Origin of the sequence: Rhodococcus sp. MSC1_016, from assembly GCF_023667485.2 — a bacterium.
In the GTDB taxonomy this organism is placed as follows: Bacteria; Actinomycetota; Actinomycetes; order Mycobacteriales; family Mycobacteriaceae; genus Rhodococcus_F; species Rhodococcus_F oxybenzonivorans.
In genome coordinates this window covers 6,664,355-6,683,987 of sequence record NZ_JAMOZI020000001.1, presented here as the reverse complement: position 1 = coordinate 6,683,987, position 19,633 = coordinate 6,664,355, and the positions used below count along the sequence as shown (strand labels likewise).

Annotated in this window: 23 protein-coding genes and 1 pseudogene; 18 read left to right on the top strand and 6 right to left on the bottom strand. The window is 66.0% G+C overall.

All coding sequences use genetic code 11. From position 1 onward, the window contains the following. The first annotated feature begins 14 nt into the window (after positions 1 to 14). The 5 genes from L1080_RS31330 to L1080_RS31310 are packed head-to-tail and all read left to right on the top strand — an operon-like array spanning position 15 to position 5,573. Positions 15 to 446: a type II toxin-antitoxin system Rv0910 family toxin gene (locus tag L1080_RS31330; protein WP_109333505.1), complete on the top strand. Its 432-nt coding sequence runs from the start codon at positions 15 to 17 to the stop codon at positions 444 to 446. 5 nt (positions 447 to 451) lie between these two features. Continuing rightward, positions 452 to 1,327, top strand: coding sequence for a MaoC/PaaZ C-terminal domain-containing protein (locus L1080_RS31325; RefSeq protein ID WP_159923930.1), 876 nt, complete (start codon positions 452 to 454; stop codon positions 1,325 to 1,327). A 12-nt stretch (positions 1,328 to 1,339) separates the two neighbouring features. Continuing rightward, positions 1,340 to 2,209: an SDR family oxidoreductase gene (locus L1080_RS31320; RefSeq protein ID WP_159923928.1), complete on the top strand. Its 870-nt coding sequence runs from the start codon at positions 1,340 to 1,342 to the stop codon at positions 2,207 to 2,209. Positions 2,210 to 2,220: 11 nt separating this feature from the next. Next, on the top strand, positions 2,221 to 4,434 hold the full coding sequence (locus tag L1080_RS31315) for an acyl-CoA dehydrogenase (RefSeq protein ID WP_250769557.1): 2,214 nt from the start codon (positions 2,221 to 2,223) through the stop codon (positions 4,432 to 4,434). Next, positions 4,431 to 5,573, top strand: a complete 1,143-nt coding sequence (locus tag L1080_RS31310; protein ID WP_250769560.1) for a CaiB/BaiF CoA transferase family protein — start codon at positions 4,431 to 4,433, stop codon at positions 5,571 to 5,573. Before L1080_RS31315 ends, L1080_RS31310 begins: the two co-directional genes overlap by 4 nt. An 11-nt stretch (positions 5,574 to 5,584) precedes the next feature. On the opposite strand, the gene L1080_RS31305 is transcribed toward L1080_RS31310, so the two are convergent. Together L1080_RS31305 and L1080_RS31300 are read right to left on the bottom strand one after the other, a co-directional pair. Then, positions 5,585 to 6,046 carry a PPOX class F420-dependent oxidoreductase gene (locus L1080_RS31305; RefSeq protein ID WP_159923922.1) on the bottom strand — a complete coding sequence of 154 codons (462 nt, stop codon included), beginning with the start codon at positions 6,044 to 6,046 and terminating at the stop codon, positions 5,585 to 5,587. A gap of 65 nt (positions 6,047 to 6,111) precedes the next feature. After that, complete coding sequence (locus L1080_RS31300; protein ID WP_109333515.1) at positions 6,112 to 6,552, bottom strand: Lrp/AsnC family transcriptional regulator; 441 nt, start codon at positions 6,550 to 6,552, stop codon at positions 6,112 to 6,114. 80 nt (positions 6,553 to 6,632) lie between these two features. Between L1080_RS31300 and L1080_RS31295 the strand changes: the two genes are divergently transcribed. Next, entirely contained in the window at positions 6,633 to 7,373 is a 741-nt protein-coding gene (locus tag L1080_RS31295) for an AzlC family ABC transporter permease (protein WP_159923920.1), read from the top strand. Next, positions 7,366 to 7,695: a branched-chain amino acid transporter permease gene (locus L1080_RS31290; RefSeq protein WP_159923918.1), complete on the top strand. Its 330-nt coding sequence runs from the start codon at positions 7,366 to 7,368 to the stop codon at positions 7,693 to 7,695. Before L1080_RS31295 ends, L1080_RS31290 begins: the two co-directional genes overlap by 8 nt. Here the strand turns inward: L1080_RS31290 and L1080_RS31285 are convergent. Next, positions 7,696 to 9,093: pseudogene (locus tag L1080_RS31285) on the bottom strand (diguanylate cyclase domain-containing protein); the annotation flags it as partial. Between the two features lie 136 nt (positions 9,094 to 9,229). On the opposite strand from L1080_RS31285, the gene L1080_RS31280 reads away from it, so the two are divergent. After that, entirely contained in the window at positions 9,230 to 10,117 is an 888-nt protein-coding gene (locus tag L1080_RS31280; RefSeq protein WP_250769563.1) for a DUF4436 family protein, read from the top strand. A gap of 5 nt (positions 10,118 to 10,122) precedes the next feature. Here the strand turns inward: L1080_RS31280 and L1080_RS31275 are convergent, their stop codons facing one another. After that, positions 10,123 to 10,482 carry an Rv2640c family ArsR-like transcriptional regulator gene (locus L1080_RS31275; protein ID WP_109333523.1) on the bottom strand — a complete coding sequence of 120 codons (360 nt, stop codon included), beginning with the start codon at positions 10,480 to 10,482 and terminating at the stop codon, positions 10,123 to 10,125. A 92-nt stretch (positions 10,483 to 10,574) separates the two neighbouring features. Here L1080_RS31275 and L1080_RS31270 point away from each other — a divergent pair, with 92 nt between their 5' ends. After that, the gene (locus L1080_RS31270; RefSeq protein WP_250769567.1) at positions 10,575 to 11,000 is read left to right on the top strand and encodes an ArsI/CadI family heavy metal resistance metalloenzyme; all 426 of its coding nucleotides are present in this window, start codon (positions 10,575 to 10,577) and stop codon (positions 10,998 to 11,000) included. Between the two features lie 60 nt (positions 11,001 to 11,060). Here the strand turns inward: L1080_RS31270 and L1080_RS31265 are convergent, their stop codons facing one another. Together L1080_RS31265 and L1080_RS31260 are read right to left on the bottom strand one after the other, a co-directional pair. Beyond that, positions 11,061 to 11,936: an amidohydrolase family protein gene (locus L1080_RS31265; protein ID WP_250769571.1), complete on the bottom strand. Its 876-nt coding sequence runs from the start codon at positions 11,934 to 11,936 to the stop codon at positions 11,061 to 11,063. Between the two features lie 49 nt (positions 11,937 to 11,985). Next, on the bottom strand, positions 11,986 to 12,504 hold the full coding sequence (locus L1080_RS31260) for a ribonuclease H family protein (RefSeq protein WP_159923908.1): 519 nt from the start codon (positions 12,502 to 12,504) through the stop codon (positions 11,986 to 11,988). Between the two features lie 82 nt (positions 12,505 to 12,586). Between L1080_RS31260 and L1080_RS31255 the strand changes: the two genes are divergently transcribed. From L1080_RS31255 to L1080_RS31215, 9 genes are all read left to right on the top strand, one after another. After that, entirely contained in the window at positions 12,587 to 13,513 is a 927-nt protein-coding gene (locus L1080_RS31255) for a DNA-3-methyladenine glycosylase family protein (RefSeq protein WP_250769574.1), read from the top strand. Positions 13,514 to 13,626: 113 nt separating this feature from the next. Further along, positions 13,627 to 14,334, top strand: coding sequence for an energy-coupling factor ABC transporter permease (locus L1080_RS31250; protein WP_250769577.1), 708 nt, complete (start codon positions 13,627 to 13,629; stop codon positions 14,332 to 14,334). A 2-nt stretch (positions 14,335 to 14,336) separates the two neighbouring features. Continuing rightward, positions 14,337 to 14,690, top strand: coding sequence for a PDGLE domain-containing protein (locus L1080_RS31245; protein WP_159927367.1), 354 nt, complete (start codon positions 14,337 to 14,339; stop codon positions 14,688 to 14,690). Positions 14,691 to 14,692: 2 nt separating this feature from the next. Continuing rightward, positions 14,693 to 15,457, top strand: coding sequence for a cobalt ECF transporter T component CbiQ (gene cbiQ / locus L1080_RS31240; RefSeq protein ID WP_250769580.1), 765 nt, complete (start codon positions 14,693 to 14,695; stop codon positions 15,455 to 15,457). Further along, positions 15,454 to 16,266: an energy-coupling factor ABC transporter ATP-binding protein gene (locus L1080_RS31235; RefSeq protein WP_250769583.1), complete on the top strand. Its 813-nt coding sequence runs from the start codon at positions 15,454 to 15,456 to the stop codon at positions 16,264 to 16,266. The genes cbiQ and L1080_RS31235 overlap by 4 nt, the downstream gene beginning before the upstream one ends. Positions 16,267 to 16,303: 37 nt before the next feature. Next, positions 16,304 to 17,368 carry a methyltransferase gene (locus tag L1080_RS31230; protein WP_250769586.1) on the top strand — a complete coding sequence of 355 codons (1,065 nt, stop codon included), beginning with the start codon at positions 16,304 to 16,306 and terminating at the stop codon, positions 17,366 to 17,368. Between the two features lie 359 nt (positions 17,369 to 17,727). Next, positions 17,728 to 18,153, top strand: a complete 426-nt coding sequence (locus tag L1080_RS31225; protein WP_109335379.1) for a hypothetical protein — start codon at positions 17,728 to 17,730, stop codon at positions 18,151 to 18,153. 111 nt (positions 18,154 to 18,264) lie between these two features. Continuing rightward, positions 18,265 to 18,735: a MarR family winged helix-turn-helix transcriptional regulator gene (locus L1080_RS31220; protein ID WP_250769589.1), complete on the top strand. Its 471-nt coding sequence runs from the start codon at positions 18,265 to 18,267 to the stop codon at positions 18,733 to 18,735. Next, on the top strand, positions 18,732 to 19,127 hold the full coding sequence (locus tag L1080_RS31215) for a DUF5313 family protein (protein ID WP_159923894.1): 396 nt from the start codon (positions 18,732 to 18,734) through the stop codon (positions 19,125 to 19,127). The genes L1080_RS31220 and L1080_RS31215 overlap by 4 nt, the downstream gene beginning before the upstream one ends. Positions 19,128 to 19,633 lie beyond the last annotated feature (506 nt).

Genomic DNA, 19,633 nt, shown 5'->3' with positions numbered 1-19,633 from the left:
CCTAGGAGTAACTCATGGCTTCCGTTTCCGTCTCCGCTGCGCTTCCCGCCTCCCCCGACAAGGTGTGGGACGAGCTGTCCAACCTGTCCCGCTGGGAAGAGTGGCTCACGATCCACCAGTCGTGGAAGAGCGAGGTCCCCGCCGAGGTGGCGCTCGGATCGAAGTTCACCGAGGTGGTCTCCGTGATGGGCATGGCCAACAAGATCGAGTGGACCGTCACCGAGGTGCAGGTGCCCGAAATGGTGAAGATCTCCGGCACCGGCATGGCGGGTGTCACCGTCGAATTCACGCTGAAGGTCGAGCCGGACGGCGCCGGATCCAAGGCGATCATCGACGCCAGCTTCACCGGCACGATGATCGTCGGCCCCATCGGGAAGGCCGTCGCCAAGAACGCCAAGGCGGATCTGGAGGCGTCCCTGGCCGGGTTCGCCGACATGGTGGGCTGATCCATATGACCACCCCCACAGTCGAATTCGACACGAGTGGTCTCGGCGAGTGGACGGATCCGGAGCGGTTCGAGGTTACTGCCGAGCGCATCGCCGAGTACGCCGCGGCCACCAACGATCCCATCGAACGCCACCTCGCCGGAGAGGTCGCACCACCGGTGTTTGCCGTGGTGCCGGCGTTCACCTCGATGGCGCCGGCCGCACTGTCCGTCGCCCCGGTCGAACTGCTCATGAAGCTCGTGCACGGGGAACAGGATTTCTCCTTCCACCGTCCGATCCGCCCCGGTGACAACCTGGTGGTCCGCGCGAAGCCGATCGGATTCGAGGGGCGGACGAACGGTTCCACCGTCGTCGTGTACGTCGAAACCCGCACAGAGCACGGCGAACTCGTCAACGAGCAGTGGATGACCGCATTCTTCCGGAAGGTCGACGCGGGAGCAGGGCTCGGCGCGCAGGCACCTGCACACCGGTTCGACGAATCCCTTCGCGGGCAGGCGCCGGTAGCGTCGATCACCCAGCACATCGACGACGACCAAACGTTCCGGTACTCGCCTGCCTCCGGTGATCCGATGCCGATCCACCTGGACGACGAGATCGCGCGGATGTCCGGGCTCCCCGGAATCATCAACCACGGTCTGTGCACCATGGCGTTCACCTCGTGGGCGGCGCTCACCGAACTTGCCGACGGCCGGGTCGAACGCCTCCGCAGGCTCGCGGTGCGGTTCGCCAAGCCAGTCCTGCCCGGCCAGGACATCACCACGCAATTCCGGCGGGTCGCCGATTCCACGGGCGGGACAACGTCGTACGCCTACGAGACGACCGTCGGCGACGAACTCGTCATCAAGGACGGCCTCGCCGTCATCGCGGACACCGAGTCTTAGGAGTACGTACGCATGGGAACACTCGACGGACGGGTAGCCATCGTCACCGGCGCCGGGCGCGGGATCGGGCGGGAGCACGCACTGCTCTTCGCCCGGGAGGGGGCCGCCGTGGTCGTCAACGACCTCGGTGGCGCGAACGACGGCACCGGCGAGGACGCGGGCCCGGCTCAGCAGGTGGTCGACGAGATCGTCTCCTGCGGCGGTAAAGCCGTGGCGAACACCGACAACGTGGCGTCCTGGGACGGTGCCGAAGCGCTCGTCAATCAGGCGGTCAGGGAGTTCGGTCGGCTCGACGTCCTCGTGAACAACGCGGGCATCCTGCGCGACGCCTTCATCGCGGGAATGTCCGAAAGCCAATGGGACGCCGTCATAGCCGTGCACCTCAAGGGACATGCCGCGACGCTGCATCATGCAGCGGCGTACTGGAAAGCGCAGACCAAGGCGGGCGAGGCGGTGAACGCCTCCGTGATCAACACCGCGTCCGCGTCCGGCACGTTCATGCCCAACGCCGGGCAGGGCAACTACGGCGCCGCGAAGGCGGGTATCGCCGCACTCACCCTGGTCGCCGCGGACGAGCTCGAACGGTACGGCGTCCGGGTCAACGCGATCGCGCCGATCGCCCGCACCCGGCTGACGCTGGCCACTCCCGGTATGGGCGCATTGTTCGCCGAAGAGGTGCCGGAAGGTGAGTTCGACGCATTCAGTCCGGCCAACATCTCCCCGCTCGTCGCCCGGCTCGCGGATGCGGACTGCAAGATCACGGGCAAAGTGTTCGCGGTGCAGGGCGGAGCCATCTCCGAACTGGCCGGCTGGCACGACGTGAAGACCATCGAGAGCGACGGCCCGTGGACCGTCGCCGACCTCGCCGACCGGCTCGGCTGAAGGGTTCGAACATGGCCAAGAATACGTATGAACTGGGCCTCGGGCTCACCGAGGAACATCGTGCCCTCGCCGATTCCGTTCGGGCCTTCGCCGAACGCGCCATCACGTCCGAGCAGGTGCGTGCCGCGGTCGAGTCGAAAGGTGAGGACAAGTTCCCGCCGTTCTGGGACGCACTCGTCGGCCAGGACCTGCTGGGCCTACACATCCCCGAGGACAAGGGCGGCCACGGCGCCGGGCTGCTCACCCTGGCCGTCGCGCTGGAGGCGCTCAGCCGCACGGTGGCCCCCGGCCCATTCGTTCCGACCGCACTGTCCGCCGCCCTCGTCGCAGCCGCGGATTCCAAGGTCGGAATCGAGCTGATTCCTGCCCTTCTCGATGGATCACGCACCGCCGCGGTCGCCTTGGGCACCGCGCTCCACGCGCAGGCGCACGACGGCGGTTACCGGATCGCGGGAAGCGCAGACGCCGTTCTCGGCGGCGAGCACGCCGACATCCTGCTCCTGCCGATCACCGTCGGCAACGACGTGCGCTGGGCCGTCGTCGAGTCGGCAGACGTCACCGTCACCGCGCAGGACAGCATCGACGTACTGCGAGGCTCGGCAAGAATCACGGCAGACGGCGTTCACGTCGGCGCCGATCGGATCCTCGACGGACTGAGTGAACGACGCGTCCGATCGATCACCGCCGTCGTGCTGGGCGCCGAAGCGATCGGCGTGATGTCGTGGTGTGTCTCCACTGCGGCCGAATACGCGAAGACCCGAGTGCAATTCGGGCGTCCCATCGGACAGTTCCAGGGCGTCAAGCACAAGTGCGCCCACATGGGGATCGCCCTGGAGAAGGCCCGCGCCGTGTTGTGGGATGCCGCGTCCGCCCTCGACAACGGCGACGACACCGCAGATTTCGCCGCGGATATCGCCGCCGTCATCGTTCCCGATGCCGCGGTGCAGTGCGCTCAGGACTGCATTCAAGTCCACGGCGGCATCGGATTCACCTGGGAACATGACGCGCACCTGTATTACCGGCGGGCGCTGGCCATCCGGGGGCTCCTCGGTACCCGCGAGGAGCGGGCTACCCGCGTCGCCGAACAGTCGCTCGCCGGCACCGCCCGCTCCTCCGAACTTGGACTGCCGGACGAGGCCGAGACGATTCGGACGCAGGTACGGGCGGAACTCGCCCCGCTCGTCGACCTCGACGAGGACGACCAGTTGATTGCCCTCGGCGACGGCGGCTGGGTGCAGCCGCACCTGCCGAAGCCGTACGGCCGCAGCGCGTCTCCGCTCGAGCAGATAGTGATCGCCCAGGAGATCAAGGCGGCCGGAATTCCGATGCCGCAGCTGCTGATGGGCGGCTGGGCGGTGCAGGCCGTCGTCGCCCACGGCACCGAGTCGCAGAAGCAGGATCTCGCTGTCCCCACCTTGCGCGGAGATGTGGTGTGGTGTCAGCTGTTCAGCGAACCGGGGGCCGGCTCCGACCTCGCGTCGCTGACCACGAAGGCGGAGAAGGTCGACGGCGGCTGGAAGGTGACCGGCCAGAAGATCTGGACCACCGTGGCACAGTTCTCCGACTGGGCCATGCTGATCGCCCGCACCGACCCGTCGAAGCCGAAACACGAGGGCATCACCTACTTCGTCCTGGACATGTCGACACCGGGGGTTACCGTCCGGCCGCTGCGCGAGATGACCGGGTCGGCGCTGTTCAACGAGGTGTTCCTCGACGACGTGTTCATCCCGGACGAACACGTGGTCGGGAACGTGAACGACGGCTGGAACGTGGCCCGTACGACCCTCGCGGGCGAGCGGGTGGCACTCAGCCAGAAGATGGAGGCCTACGCCACCGACAAGGACCTGCTCGAATTCGCCCGCGGGCGCAACCTCGGACCGTTGGCGCGGTACCGCGTCGGCGAACTGGTCGCCGAAAGCCAGGCCATCGATCTGATCGGCTCCCGGATTGTGCTGAAGCAGTTGTCGGGGGCGGACGTGAGCACCACGTCGAGTGTCGGCAAGTTACTCGGCATGGGCCTCGGGCAGGCGATCGCCGAGTTCGTCGTCGCCGAACTGGGACCGGCCGGTGCCGTGAGCATTCCGGGTGAGCCGAGCGACAAGGCGATGGAGCAGTTGATCGCCGGCCGGGCCACCACCATCTACGGTGGCACGACCGAGGTGCAGCTCAACGTGATCGGGGAACGCATGCTCGGACTGCCCCGCGACGCGCAGGGGGTGTCGTGACCGGCGGGCCGCTGAGCGGGCTGACCGTCGTCGAGATCGCGAGCCTCGCGCCCGCCCCGTTCGGCTGCATGATCCTCGCCGACCTGGGCGCGGACGTGATCCGCGTCGAACGGGCCGGTGACGGCGGCAGCGGGCTGATGGCACCCTCGGGTGTACTCGACCGCGGGCGACGATCGATCGCCGTGAACCTGCGCACTGCGGAGGGGCTGGAAGCCGTTCTGGCACTTGTCGAGTCAGCCGATATCCTCGTCGAGGGTTTCCGTCCCGGCGTCGCGGAACGGCTGGGCATCGGCCCCGACGACTGTCTGTCCCGCAACCCCGGCCTGATCTACGGGCGCATGACCGGCTGGGGTCAGGACGGCCCCCTCGCGGCGCGGGCCGGGCACGACATCAACTACATCGCGCTCGCGGGCGCGCTCGAACCCATCGGGCGCGCCGGCGAGCGGCCGGTGCCGCCGCTGAACCTGTTGGGCGACTTCGGCGGTGGCGGCCTGATGTTGACGATGGGGATCCTGGCCGCGCTGCACGAGCGTTCCCGGTCGGGCCGCGGACAGGAGGTGGACGCGTCGATGGTCGACGGGGCGGCGCTGCTGACGGCGTTCGTCCACGGCATGAACGCCGCCGGGCTGTGGCAGGAGGGCCGCGGGCGGAACGTCCTCGACGGGGCCGCCGCGTTCTACGACACCTACGAGTGTGCCGACGGTCTGCACGTGGCGGTCGGGTGCGTCGAACCGCACTTCTACGGTGAACTCCTCGACGTGCTCGGATTGAGCGGCGAGGAACTGCCGTTGCAGTACGACCTCGATGCGGCGCCGGAACTGAAGAAGCGCCTCGCCGAGGTGTTCGCGACCCGACCTCGGGACGAATGGGCGGCACTGTTCGCCGAATCCGACGCGTGCGTGGCGCCCGTCCTCTCGCCGTGGGAAGCACACGAACACCCCCACAACAAGGAACGGGAGACGTTCGTCGAAGTGGGTGGCATCCGCCAGCCCGCACCGGCACCGCGCTTCAGCCGCACCCCGGCGCCCGTTCCCCGGCCTGCGCCGCGACCCGGGCAGGACACCGATGCGATTCTCGCGCAGGCCGGCTATGACGCGGCGGGCATCGAGCGCCTGCGCTCGGCGGGTGCCGTCGAGTAGGTGACGGGGACCTATCCGCGATCGGTGTCCGGTGGGAAGCCACCGGTCGCGATGGGTCCCCACTCGTCGATGGTGATCCGGATGAGACTTTTGTTCTGCTTCCGCATGGCGTCGCGGTAATCGTTCCAGTCGGGATGCTCGCCGGAGATTCCGCGGAAGTACTCGACCAGAGGCTCGAGTGCATCGGGCATGTCCAGTACCTCGGCCGTGCCGTCGATCTGCACGTAGGCACCGTTGAACTCGTCGGAGAGCACGCACACGCTCACCGCGGGGTCGTGCCGCACGTTCGCGGCCTTGGCGCGCTGCGGGTAGGTGGAGACGACGATCCGTCCCTCCGCGTCGAGTCCCGACGTGACCGGGGAAATCTGCAGGCCCCCGGACCTCTTGCGGGTGATCAGCACGCTCCGGTGCCGGGGACGGACGAAGTCGAGCAACTCCTCACGCGACACGTGCTGTGCGGTAGCGACGGCCATGGTGCACCTTCTCTTCTCGACGGGTCGTTGCCCTCACCCTAGGCGGACCCGGTGACGGGAACCGATCAGTCGACGCTCTTGATCGTCTTCATCGTGATCAGCGAGGTGACGCGCGACACCGCCGGGAGTCCCCCGAGTTTCGTCACCATGAACCGCTCGTAGGTGGCAAGGTCGCGTACGGCGACGCGGATGAAGTAGTCGGGGATCCCGAACAGGCGCCGACATTCGATCACCTCGTCAAACGCAGCCACGCGCGATTCGAACTGCTCGATGGTGGCCTGGTCGTTCACCCCGATTTCGGCCGTGACGATCACCTGGAAACCACGATCGAGCGCTTCTTGACTGACGACCGCGCGGTAGCCGGTGATGATTCCGTCCGCCTCGAGCTTCTTCACGCGCCGCAGACACGGCGATGGAGTCAGGCCGACGAGATCGGCCAGCTCGGTGTTGGTCAGACTGGAGTCCCGGCGCAGATGCGCCAGAATTGCGTGATCGATGGCGTCCATTGATCAATTATTGCGCACAAGCCCCTGTAGAAGCATTTGTTCGCAATCGCTCACCGCGATGATCGCTATACCTTTGCGTAGTGACCGAATCAGCACCCCACTCGACGGCCGTCGTCGCCGGCGCCGAGGTTCCACCTTCCTCGGAAATACGCGGCGCTCTCCGAGCCTCACTCCCCGTCGGGGTCGGACTGTTTCCCCTCGGTATCGCCCTCGGGGTCCTCGTCGTACAGCAGGGTCTGAGCCCGTGGTGGGCACTGGTCTTCACGTCACTGATCTATGCCGGTTCTCTCGAATTCGTCGCAGTGGGACTGGTGACCACGATGACGCCACTGCCCTACATCGCGTTGACAGCACTGCTCGTGAACTTTCGGCACGTCTTCTACGCCCTCAGCTTTCCGCTCGACACGATCAAGGGCCGGGCGGCACGCCTCTACAGCATGTTCGCGCTCACCGACGAGGCCTACGCCATGGCGGTCACCAGCGACCGCAAGACGGTGTCCGGGCGGATGATCGTGTACACACAGCTGTACCTCCACGCCTACTGGATCGGCGGCGCCGGGCTTGGTGCGATTGCCGCGCAATGGATCCCGGACAACATCGTCGGCATGGACTTCGCGCTGACCGCGTTGTTCGTCGTACTGTCCATCGAGGCAGTCCGAGCGCAGCGTGGCCTCGCAGTTCCCCTGATGGGCGTCACCTGCGCTGTGGTCGCGCGACTGGTCGACGTCGACCACATGCTGCCGCTGGCAATGGGGGCATTCGTGAGTCTGCTCGTCCTTCGATACGTCCTCACTCGGCAGAAGGGTGCCGCAGATGCCTGAGTCGGGTTACCTACTCGCCGCCGTGGCCATCATGGCGATTGTCACCTTCGCCCTCCGCGCCGTCCCGTTCGCGGTTCTCCACCCGCTGCGTTCCTCGGCGCTGGTCGGCTATCTCGGCGTGTTCATGCCGGCCGGAATCATGTCGATCCTGGTGGTCTACTCGCTGAAGAACGTGTCGATCACCGTCCCGGCGCACGGCTTACCCGAACTGCTCGCCGTGGCAACAACGGCTGTGGTGCACCTGTGGCGGAAGAATGCGGTGCTCTCGATCGTGGTCGGGACCGGACTGTACGTGATCCTGATGAACTGGGTGTTCGGCTGAGTAGAGGGCGTACCCGCCGGCACCTCCTGCCTTCGCCCGATACATCGCCGAGTCTGCGCGGCGAACCAACTCTTCCCGCGTGCAATCCGGATCCGAGAGGGCGATTCCGACGCTGCCACTGATCGGCAACTGGAGGTGTGCCACCTGGTTCAGCATCGCGAGGCTGTCGGTGATGCCCTTGGCGACGGCATTTGCCTCGTCGGCATCCGCCAGGTGCTCGCACACGACGACGAATTCGTCACCCCCGATCCGCGCGACAGTGTCGTCCGGACGCACTGCCGAGCGCAGATGCTCGGCGAGGACGACGAGTACGTCGTCACCACCGGCATGACCGAGACTGTCGTTCTGGATTTTGAAATCGTCGAGGTCGATGAGCAGCAGAGCCATGACCGTACTCTCGCGACGTGCCGCGTCGAGCGCCGAATCGATGCGTCTGCGGGCCAGCGTCAGGTTCGGCAATCCCGTCAGGGGGTCGTGCAAACTCTGGTGCAGCAGTTGTGCTTCCGCCTCGATCCGGCGGATAGCCGCCGACAGCACACCCGTCACCGAGCGGAGAAAGGACAAATCCCGGTCGGTGTAGTCGCGGGGGCGGTGACTGTGCGCGGTGAGAACTCCCCACACGGGGTCGGCACCGATCGGTACACACACCCCGCTCTGAAGTGCACGCCTGGTCATCGCTGTGGTGGAGAAGCGCGTCTCCTGGGTTCTGTCGCGGCATACCACCACCGATTCGGCCGCGGCGGCATATCCAGGCTGTGAGCCCGTACCGGGTGCAAAGCTCGCCGGTCCCGGCGCCGGACCCCGGTACGCGAGAACGGTCAGTTCTTCCCCGCCACCAGAGATCCGGGCAATGGAGGTACAGCGCACACCCATCAGCGCCGTAGCTGCCCTGGTCGCCGCGTCGAGAAGTTCGTCGAGGTCACCGTCGACGGCGAGCTGGCTCAGCTCGGCGATCGCCTGTTGCTCGCGGGCCCGGTACGCGGCCGCCCCGAGCGCGCTGTGCAGCCGGCGTTCCTCGATCTGCGCACTGCGGCGATCGTGCGCAATCGAGGCAATCACCGCCGGACCGGCGGCGTCCGATTCAACCACGAACGTCGAGATCAGCATGGGGATCGGCTCCCCGGTCACGAAGTGGCGGAGCTCGGTGAGCCCGGACCACTCCCCCCGTTCCACGAGTGCCGACTCCACTTCGGGCGCCTGCACCACACCGACATCGGTGAAGAACTCCGCCGTCGTCCTCGAGTAGGCATCGGCGGCGGTGGTGAAGCCCATGAGGCGGACGCCCGCCGGATTGAGGAAGACGATCCGGCCGGAGACGAATTCCGACAGCACTACCAGCGTCGGGGCCTGCTCGAGGACTGCGAGAAGCATCTGTGAGTTCTGCAGTCGCGATTCCATTGCGGCTCCTCCCTAGCCAGTGGTGCCGTCCACGATATGTCGCATGTACCCGTGCGTGACGACCGAGCCTGCCTCCGCATCGATCGAGACCACCGATCGACGAACCCGCCCACCCCAACGGCGGTATGTTGCGACGGTGGCAGCCGAGTCACCACTCCTCCTGCGTCACCGGCTCCAGTGGGTCGCGGCGGCGATTCTCCTCGCCCTCGTCTACGCCGCGTCCCTCACCGTCTACGGGTTGAGCAGCAACGCGATCGAGGACGACGCGCCGTTCGCCATCGACGACGACGTGATCATGGTGCTCGTCACCGCGAAGTCGCTGCAGCCGACGGTCGACCGGATGCAGGCAGAGGTGACGATCGCCGCCGGTCAGGATTACCTCCATGCCAACGGTGACACCCTCAACCGAGATATCACTCTCCTACTCGTCCCCAGCACCAGCCACGAGCAGATCGTTTTCCGCGAAGGCACCGCGCCCACCACGTTCGACACCGAGTTCATCGCGAACGGCAACGCCGCCATGTGGCCCTTCGACCGGTTCGAGGTGAATCCGATGGTGGTCGAGGCCTACGAGGGCCTCGGCGCCCAACGCGAATTGGTACCCACGGGTGTTCTCCTGGACGGGCGGGTCGACGGATGGAAGGCGAAGGCCGAACCGGTTGCGGTCGACACCGACATCTCCCGGAACGGCATCGGCGTCGACGTGCGGTTGGCGCGCACAGGCGGAAACCTCATCTACGCCGGAATTCTCCTCCTGATGATGACGACCCTCGCCGTTCTCGCCGCCTTCGTCGCATTGCAGACGTTCCGGCGCAAGCGGGCAGTCGACACCGACATGCTCGGCTGGATGGCCGCAATGCTGTTCGCCGTCGTACCCCTGCGCGGGATCCTGCCGGGCAGCCCGCCGATCGGGTCGTGGGTCGACATTGCGCTCACCGTCTGGGTGGTGTCCACGCTGGTCGCGTCACTCGCCCTGTTCGTCTTTTGCTGGTGGCGCGACAGCGAGCCCGCGAAAGGAACGTGACCGCGCTACGAGCAGCAGTTCGGATCCAGCACGAAGCGCAGCGCCTCGAGCGCGTCGCGTTGTGGACGGTAATAGACGTTCATTCCGCGCCGGGTGGGGACCACCATGCCCGCCTTCTTCAGTTGCCCCAGGTGATGACTGACGGTCGATTCGGATACACCGACACCGTCGGCGAGGTCGCACGTACAGACCTCACCCTCGCTGGCGGACAACAGGATCGACATCAGCTTGATGCGCACCGGATCGGCAAGAGCCTTGAGCCGCACAGCCACCTCGAGCGCCCCATCGTCCGAGATGGGCCCCGACGCGACGGGGGCGCAGCAGAGTGGTGACGTCGCATCGATAAGGGGCAAAGCCTTCGGCATGAACCCATTGTGCCTACCTTCTTGACATACGTCAAAAAGGTGGCGCATAGTGAGGAAGTAATTCGATATACATCGAAAAGGTGGAGGATCTCATGTCCCGCGTACAGCTCGCCCTCAACGTCGACGACCTCGGTCAGGCCGTCTCGTTCTACTCCAAGCTCTTCGGCACAGCGCCCGCGAAACTGAAGGAGGGTTACGCCAATTTCGCCATCGCCGAGCCCCCGCTCAAGCTCGTGTTGTTCGAAAACCCCGGTGCGGGCGGCACCATCAATCACCTTGGCGTCGAGGTGGAATCGAGTGAGGCCGTGCACTCGGAAATCGCCAGGCTGACCGAGGAAGGGTTGTTCACCGAGGAAGAGCTCGGGACCACCTGTTGCTTCGCCAGCCAGGACAAGGTGTGGGTCACCGGGCCCGCCGGCGAAAAATGGGAGGTGTATACGGTGCTCGCAGACAGCGACACGTTCCGCAATGCGCCCACCTCCGAGCAGGATGCCCCGACCGCGTGCTGTGGGTCGTAATCTCTCACACTCAGGGGTCTCCGATCCGCCGGCGCGAGCTCACCACTCCGCGCCGGCGGATCAGTCGAGCGCGAACAGTGCCGCAGCGTTGTCGTGACACACAGAGCGAAGCCAGTCCTCACCGAGATCGAACCGGGTCAGACCCTCGAGTGCGTCCAGGTACGCATACGGGATGTTGGGATAGTCGCTTCCGAACAGGATGCGTTCCTGCAGATCGGACAGCCGGTGTACAGCGTCACGCGGAAACGGGGTCGCCTCCTCGGTGTAATCGGTGAACGCCATCGTGGTGTCGAGGTACACACCGGAATAGCGTCCCGCGAGCTCGAGGAACTCCCGATACTCGGGCAGGCCCATGTGGGCGATGATCAGGCGGAGTCGGGGGTACCGCGCCAGCAAGTCGCCGATCGGCTCGGGGCCGGTGTACTTGCCCGGCGCGGGACCGGATCCGCAATGGATGACCACCGGCACACCCGCGTCCTGCAACCCTCCCCACACCGGGTCGAGCAACGGGTCGCCCGGTGAGTAATCACCGACCTGAATGTGGGATTTGAACACCCGGGTGCCCGACTCGATTGCCTCGGACACGTACGCGGCCGCGGATTCTTCCGGATAGAACGTCGCCGTCCGGAGGCAGTCGGGCGTGTGGTGGGCGAAGTCGGCTGCCCACTGATTCAGCCACGCGGCCATCTCCGGCTTGTGCGGATAGATCATGGACGTGAATCGCCGAACCCCGAACGCACGAAGTTGCTCGACGCGCACGTCTTCCTCGTGCCGGTAGCGGATCGGCCACTCTCGCCCGGTGAGGGGACCCACCGCGTCGAAGTACCGCCAGACTTTCTCCATCACGTTGGCGGGCATGAAGTGGGTGTGGACGTCGACGATGCCGGGCAACCCCAGCGCCCGCCAGAACTCCCGCACGCGCAGATCCTCGGTCACGACTTCTCCTCGATACAGACTTCTCCCGGTACCGGGTGAACCGACAGGATCAGAACAGGGTGAACGCTTCTTCGGCCGCCGCAGGGGCCGCGACCACGGGTGTAGTGGGAGCCGGAGGTGGCGCAGCTGCCGGCTCACCGGATGCGACGGCCCGTGCCGCCTCACCGGCGAGTACGTCTGCCATCTCGTTGTAGTGGTTGCCGACGTGACCGCGTACCCAACGGAACCGCACGGGTCCGGAACGCTCGATGATGGCCTGGTCGATGGCCTGGACCAACGGAAGATTCTTCACGGGGGCACCGGCCGCCGTCTTCCAGCCCTTCCGCTTCCAACCGGGCAGCCATTCCGATGCGCACTTGATGGCGTACTGGGAATCCGACTCGATCAGGAGCGGATCGGGTCCGGGATGCGCGGTGATCGCCTCGAGCAGCGCCCGCAGCTCGGCGATCTGGTTGGTTCCCGAGGGTTCACCACCGGATCGGCTGGGACCTTCGTGATTGACCCATGCCCAGCCGATCGCCCCACCGGGGTTACGCAGACAGGATCCGTCGGTACTCACGATGATCATGGCTGGGACTTTACGTGCGCGCCCCGACAACCGCCGGTAGCGGTGGCCGACATGTCGCCGAAGGGCGGATACGCTGCTTGCGATGACGGCTTCGCTGGAGGTGGTCGAGACCACCGTGACCGCGCGGCGTCCACTGGACGTCGCGATGACGTTGCACCCCCTTCAGCGCGGTAAGGGCGACCCCTGTCACCGGCGTGCGGTCGACGGCTCCATCTGGCGGACGTCGGTGCAACCGTCCGGTCCGGTCACCTATCGCCTCACGCAAAGCGACCGGCACACCGTCCACTGTCAGGCCTGGGGCGAGGGTGCCCGAGAGTTGGCGGATGGGCTGAACCGTCTCGTCGGCGAGCAGGACGAGTGCGAAGACTTCGCACCGGAGCACCCGATCCTCGCCGAGGCCCACCGCCGCTTCCCGCACCTGCGTCTGGGGCGCACCGACCGGGTGCTGGAAGCCCTGGTCCCGGCCATCCTCGAGCAGCGGGTCCACGGCATCGCCGCGTTCGCGTCGTGGCGGCGTCTGGTGTGGAAATTCGGCACACCCGCCCCCGGCCCGGCGCCCGACGGAATGCGGGTGCCTCCCACCGCGCACGTGTGGCGGCGAGTCCCGTCGTGGGAGTTCCACCGCGCGAACGTGGACCCCGGCCGTGCCCGCACCATCGTGCGTTGCGCCCAGGTCGCGGACCGTCTGGAGAAGATCGTCGACCTATCTCCCGAGGAAGCGACCCGCCGCTTGATGTCCATCCCAGGGGTCGGAATCTGGACCGCGGCCGAGGTGTCGCAACGTGCGCTCGGCGATGCGGACGCTCTGTCCGTCGGCGACTACCACCTGGCGTCGATGGTCGGATGGTCGTTACTCGGCAAGCCCCTCGACGACGCCGAAATGGTGACGTACCTGGAACCGGTTCGCCCGCATCGTTATCGCGCCGTGCGGCTGCTGCTGGTCAGTGGCAACGCGATCAAACCCAAGTTCGGACCGCGAACCCCCGTCGTGGACCACAGCTGGCACTGAGAGTTCGGTGGTGGCAGAACACCGCTGTCGCCTGACCCATGAACACCTGTTCAAGTGTTCACACGAGAAACTAGACTGCAGAGACGGGACAGCTACCGGCTGAGGAGGGTGACATGGAGTCCGTAGCCATGCACATGAGTGACGGGCTGATCAATGCCCCGACGTCCGTCCTGTTCCTCGCTGTCGCGGCGGCGGGACTCGCGGTCGCCGCGTGGCGGGCCCGCTCCGAACTCGACGATCGCACCGCCCCCATGGCCGGTCTCGTAGCCGCCTTCATCTTCGCGGTGCAGATGGTGAATTTCCCCGTCCTTCCCGGTGTGAGCGGACATCTCCTCGGTGGTGCACTGGCGGCCATTCTCGTGGGGCCCTACACGGGTGCGCTGTGCATCGCGATCGTCCTGATCGTGCAGGCCCTGCTCTTCGCGGACGGTGGGCTGACAGCCTTGGGTGCGAACATCACGAACATGGCGATCATCGGGGTGACGGTCGGCTACGTCGTCGCGCTTGTTCTGCGCCGACTCGCGCGCCCCGAGGATCTTCGTCTCCGCGTGCTCGGCGCTCTCGCATTTACCGCTGCGCTGTGCGGAACCGTCGCGGCGTCGATGGGCTTCGTCCTCGAGTACGCCATCGGAGGTCAGCCCGCTGCCGGCGGCGCCACTGCGCTCGGCTCGGTGGCGGCCTACGTTGTCGGCGCCCACATCTTGATCGGAATCGGCGAAGGAATCATCACCGCCCTCACAGTCACGGCGGTGGCCAGGGCCCGACCCGACCTCGTGTATCTGCTCCGGACCGCGCCGCGCAACGTCGCGGTGGGCGCATGAGCGTGTCGACGCGGTCCCCTCGCCGCTTCCTTCTCGGTTTCGCTCTCGCGGTCCTGCTCATTGCCGGGGTGCTGTCCTCTCTGGCGAGCTCGAGTCCGGACGGCCTCGACGCTGCCACGACACGCGGATGCGACACCGTCGAGACCGACACCGGCGCGTCGCTGGTCGGGGACTGCATTGCGAAGAACGCCGAGAACCACCACTTGTCGGCCTCCCCGCTCGCCGACTACACGGTAAGTGGACGATCCGGTTTCACCGGGGTGGCCGGAATCATCGGTGCGGCCGCGACCTTCGTCGTCGCAGCCGCCGCATTCCGGCTCCTCGCCCGCGGACGGCGTCACAGAGCCGGACCCTGATCATGAGTTTTGGTCACGCGCAGCCGCTCTATCTCCACGGCACATCCGCAGTTCACCGTCTCCCCGTCGAGGTGAAGATCGTGTGTGCGGTGGTGACGGTGTTCGCGGTGGTGGCCACGCCCCGCGAGGCGTTCTGGGCCTTCGCCGTCTACCTCGCAGTCCTGGCGGTGGTGTGGCACATCGCCGGTATCGCCCTGACCTGGCTCGCCCCGCGCATGCTGATCGAACTGCCCTTCGTCACATTGGCCCTGTTGTTGCCGTTCGCGGAGGGCGGCGAGCAGACGACGGTCCTCGGATTGTCGCTGTCTGTGACCGGACTGCACGCCGCGTGGGGGATCCTGGTGAAAGGCACTCTCGGCGTGCTGGTGTCACTCACGCTCGCCGCCACCACCCCCGCCCGCGATCTGCCGGTGGGACTTGCCCATCTGCACGTGCCCGCCATGTTCACCACGATCGTGGTCCTCATGCTGCGGTACCTCGATCTACTCACCTCGGAGGTCGCCCGGATGCACACCGCACGCTTGTCCCGCGGTGACGATCCGCGAACACTTCGCCAGATCGGCGCCACCGCGCAGGGTGTGGGCGGATTGTTCGTCCGTTCCTACGAACGGGGCGAGCGCGTCCACCTGGCCATGCTCTCGCGCGGGTTCACGGGGGCGGTTCCCACAGTCGGTGCTCCTCCGGCGTCCGCCGCGGCGTGGTCGGCCGGCCTCGTTCCTGCCGTCTGTGCGGTGGGTATCTGCCTCGCGGCCTGGACCCTCCGATGACGGCCGCCGTGCACCTCGACGGTGTGTCGTATTCCTACCCGGACGGCAGGAAGGCACTCGACCGAATCGACTTCACTGTGAGCCCGGGCGAACGGGTAGCGGTTCTCGGCCCGAACGGTGCCGGCAAAACCACTCTGATGCTGCACCTCAACGGGATTCTGACCGCCTCGGACGGTCGGGTCACCATCGGCGGCGTACCGGTGTCGCGCAACACCGACCGGAACACGCTGCGCGAGGTGCGGCGGCGGGTCGGCATCGTCTTCCAGGACCCCGACGATCAGCTCTTCATGCCCTCCGTCGCGCAGGACGTCGCCTTCGGCCCGGCAAATTTCGGTGTCACCGGTGCGGCACTCGACGACCGGGTCCGCACCGCGCTGGCCGCTGTCGACATGACGTCGCATGCCGAGCGCAATCCCGTCCATCTGTCGGTGGGGCAACGGCGCCGGGTCGCCCTGGCCACCGTCCTCGCGTGCGCTCCGGACGTGCTGGTGCTGGACGAGCCGTCGAGCAACCTCGATCCGGTTGCCCGGCGTGAACTGGCCGAAGTCCTGCTCGCGGTGGACACCACCCAACTGCTGGTAACCCATGACCTTCCGTACGCTGCGCAGTTGTGCACCCGCGCGGTGATTCTCGACGAAGGCCAGGTGGTGGCGGACGGACCGATCCTCGACCTGCTCGCCGACACAGACCTGCTCGCCCGCCACCGCCTCGAGTTGCCGTGGGGTTTCCAGCTTCCCGGACGCTCGACCGACTCCGCCGCGAATGTGCACTGGGAGCAACCGAAACGGGCACATCGGCTACCGCGGTAGGTCACCATGAGGGGACCACCCACACCGGAGGTCAGCGATGCCCACACCCGGAGCCGACGCAGTGGCGCAACGTGTCTTCGACGCCTCCCTCGGCGCAATCGACATTCTTTCCATCCATCTGGGAGATCGACTCGGCTGGTATCGAAGTCTCGCAGATCAGGGCCCCGCAACAGCGGACGAACTGGCCGAACGCACCTCGACCCACCCGCGGTACGCACAGGAGTGGCTCGAACAACAGGCGGTGACAGGGCTGCTCACCGCAGACGGCGGCAATCCCCGAAGATTCACGTTGGCACCCGGTGCGGCCGAAGTGTTCACCGATGAGAAAAGCCTTGCCTACCTGGCGCCGCTGGCCCGGATTTTCGTTGCCGCCACCACACAGATGCCCGCGCTGATCGAGGCGTATCGCACGGGAGGCGGTGTGGGATGGGCACAGTACGGTGTCGATGCGAGGGAATCCCAGGCAGATATGAATCGGCCGTGGTACGAGCAGGTTCTGCCGGGAGCGCTCGCGTCGGTACCCGAGGTCGACGCACTTCTGCGCACCCCCGGTGCCGCCATCGCCGATGTCGGATGTGGAGGCGCGTGGTCCACGATTGCCCTGGCGCGCGCCTACCCCGATGCCCGGCTGGATGGTTACGACATCGACAGCGCCACTGTCGAACTCGCGAAACACAACGTCCGCGAGCAAGGGGATGTTGCCGACCGGATCACGATCACCGAGTCGGATGCAGCGGGCATTCCGGAGGGCGCCTACACCGCTGCATTCGCCTTCGAGTGCATTCACGACATGCCTGCACCTGTCGAGGTATTGACGGCGGTACGCAAGGCTCTGGCACCCGGTGGGGTCATGATCGTCATGGACGAGGCGGTGGACGACGAGTTCTCGGCGCCGGGAAGCGACATCGAGCGGTTGATGTACGGATTCAGCCTGACCGTGTGCCTGCCGGACGGAATGAGTTCCAGTCCGAGTGCCGCCACCGGAACGGTCATGCGTCCGAGCACCTTGCGAAAGTACGCCGAGGCTGCCGGTTTCGGCTCGATGGACATCCTTCCCATCGAAGACTTCGGGTTCTGGCGTTTCTACCGGCTGACCGTGTGACACCTCGTGCCGGTGAGGCGTATGTAACGAATTTTGCGTAAACGCCGAAAAGTGGGATACCCGAAGGGGGAAGATGTTCAGCAAGCGACTAGGCATGGGAAGCACCATGACACTGCAGGATTGCACAGGGTTGGACACGTTCCTCATAGCCACGACGCGCGTGCCCTGCCCCGTTCGCCCCTCCAGGCCGAGAGATGAATTGGGGAGGGCTATGGAGTAGGCGACTCACCGGGGAGCATCACCGCGCACCCACATATGCATGTAGCCGTTCGGTACTTCCAGCGAATATGGTCCACTCACAACAATGTTCGGTACTCAGGTGGAGTCCGTGTTCGACCTACGACATGGTGGGAATTCTCATGAAACTTCTCAGAACTCTGGCATTGTCTATCTTCGTCGTCGCTGCGATGGCAGTCGGCGCCGGCACGGCCTACGCCGACCCCGGCACGCAGGGAATCGACTGGAGCCAGCCCTTGATGACCCCGACCGCCGAAGGCAGTAGCCAGGTGGCTGAACAGTTCTTTCCGGAAAATGACGCCAAACAGGCCGCCTTCGACAACATGACCAGCGAGATCAACACCGGTTGGAACAACGCGGGCCTGCAAGGCATGGCCATCGGTTCCAATGTGGGCATGGCAATCGGGTGCGTCTCGATCTTCCCCAACTTCATCGCCGGATGCATCATCGGCGCCGTCGTCGGCACGATTGCAGGAGCCGTGATCGGTGTCGGTGTGGGAAATCCGAACGCGCAGCCCGCGGTGGAGCAGTTCTTCGCCACACCCTGAGCGAAGAGCGAACCGCAGCCCGGCCCTACACAGGCCGGGCTGCGGTGTTTTATCTCACCTTTAGTTAGTGGGCGATTGGTTAGTGCACGAACTATCGGGTACCCTGAGCTGGTGCCCACGAACGTTGCCGAAGACCCCCTCGCACTCGACAGGCAGGTGTGCTTCGCGCTGGCGGTGGCCAATCGCGCAGTCCTGGGCGTCTATCGGCCGATCCTCGAACCATTGGGACTCACTCATCCGCAGTACCTGGTGATGCTGGCCCTCTGGGGTACCTCCCCCATGTCGGTCAAGGAGATCGGCAGCGCCCTGCAACTCGATTCGCCCACGTTGTCGCCGCTGCTGAAGCGACTCGAATCGTCCGGGCTTCTCACCCGTACCCGCAGCGCGGATGACGAACGCCAGCTCGTCGTCGAATTGACCGACGCGGGCAAGGCGCTGCGCGCACAAGCCGAAAAAGTGCCACCCGCCGTAGTCGAAGCACTCGGAGTGGAACTGTCCGAACTGATGGAACTGCACAGCGTGCTGACCCGCATCAACGCCGCGGCCGTCAAGGCAGGCGCGCTCGGAGGAGTGGACAAGTGACCAATCGAAGCCGCGGCGCCCGGAGCCGGCCGACGCCCTTTCAATGGCTCGGCTACGCGTTCGGACGCAGATTGCCCGACTCCATGCAGGACTGGGTTCGGAACGATCTGATCGGTGACTGGGCTGTGCCGCGACACCTCGTCCGCAGCATGGTGCCATTCATTCCGGTGTTCGCGGCCTTCTTCCTCTTCCCCGGGCCGGTGTGGTTACGCGGTTCCATGGTGCTGCTCGGGGTGTTTCTAGCACTCTTCTACAGCGTCGCCTACATGGCGCAGAACCGATCACGCCGCCTCGAAAAGCACGGACTTCCGCCCGACTTGGAAAACCCGAAAGCCAGACGCCGGCACGACGCCGAACGGGCCGCGTACTACCGAGCCCACCCCCGTGCGTGAGAGCTGAGACCGTTCGAGGTGTTCCTGCCGCCTTCGCGGCCCTGGGCGACCCCACCAGTCGCGCATACGACGACAAAACGGGACGAGAAGAAAGAAACACAACGCCGCCCTGACCTGCCTCGTCCGACGCCCCTGCGACGTCCGCTACGCCACGCTCGAGAACAAGGAACTCTACCGGGATCCAACCCCTCAGCAGCTTGACGAAAACCAAAGGGGGACATCCCCAGCGCTCACTCGGCGAGAACTGGTACGCCCGTCTAACATTTCCTCCCGCTCCGGGTGGCTCACCGAACTCGACAACGCGCGCCTGAGTTTCGTGGGTGGCTTCCCCGCCGGCTGCGTGGTCGCGGGAGTGCTGACCCTGATTTACCTGCCCATCGCACCACACCGGATGCCGGCGATCCCGACGAAAAGAACAGGGCGAAGGCGCCGGAGAACCCTGCAGTAGTCCACAGGTAACCCGAACTCCCCACTTACCGCGGCAGGCTCCCGTTGCACTGACAGCG

Bases quoted from the DNA above. Each gene is read 5' to 3' on its own strand.
- L1080_RS31330 (WP_109333505.1), top strand. From the start codon at position 15: ATGGCTTCCGTTTCCGTCTCCGCTGCGCTTCCCGCCTCCCCCGACAAG.
- L1080_RS31325 (WP_159923930.1), top strand. From the start codon at position 452: ATGACCACCCCCACAGTCGAATTCGACACGAGTGGTCTCGGCGAGTGG.
- L1080_RS31320 (WP_159923928.1), top strand. From the start codon at position 1,340: ATGGGAACACTCGACGGACGGGTAGCCATCGTCACCGGCGCCGGGCGC.
- L1080_RS31315 (WP_250769557.1), top strand. From the start codon at position 2,221: ATGGCCAAGAATACGTATGAACTGGGCCTCGGGCTCACCGAGGAACAT.
- L1080_RS31305 (WP_159923922.1), bottom strand. From the start codon at position 6,046: ATGGCCGTCGCTACCGCACAGCACGTGTCGCGTGAGGAGTTGCTCGAC.
- L1080_RS31300 (WP_109333515.1), bottom strand. From the start codon at position 6,552: ATGGACGCCATCGATCACGCAATTCTGGCGCATCTGCGCCGGGACTCC.
- L1080_RS31290 (WP_159923918.1), top strand. From the start codon at position 7,366: ATGCCTGAGTCGGGTTACCTACTCGCCGCCGTGGCCATCATGGCGATT.
- L1080_RS31275 (WP_109333523.1), bottom strand. From the start codon at position 10,482: ATGCCGAAGGCTTTGCCCCTTATCGATGCGACGTCACCACTCTGCTGC.
- L1080_RS31270 (WP_250769567.1), top strand. From the start codon at position 10,575: ATGTCCCGCGTACAGCTCGCCCTCAACGTCGACGACCTCGGTCAGGCC.
- L1080_RS31260 (WP_159923908.1), bottom strand. From the start codon at position 12,504: ATGATCATCGTGAGTACCGACGGATCCTGTCTGCGTAACCCCGGTGGG.
- L1080_RS31255 (WP_250769574.1), top strand. From the start codon at position 12,587: ATGACGGCTTCGCTGGAGGTGGTCGAGACCACCGTGACCGCGCGGCGT.
- L1080_RS31250 (WP_250769577.1), top strand. From the start codon at position 13,627: ATGGAGTCCGTAGCCATGCACATGAGTGACGGGCTGATCAATGCCCCG.
- cbiQ (WP_250769580.1), top strand. From the start codon at position 14,693: ATGAGTTTTGGTCACGCGCAGCCGCTCTATCTCCACGGCACATCCGCA.
- L1080_RS31235 (WP_250769583.1), top strand. From the start codon at position 15,454: ATGACGGCCGCCGTGCACCTCGACGGTGTGTCGTATTCCTACCCGGAC.
- L1080_RS31230 (WP_250769586.1), top strand. From the start codon at position 16,304: ATGCCCACACCCGGAGCCGACGCAGTGGCGCAACGTGTCTTCGACGCC.
- L1080_RS31225 (WP_109335379.1), top strand. From the start codon at position 17,728: ATGAAACTTCTCAGAACTCTGGCATTGTCTATCTTCGTCGTCGCTGCG.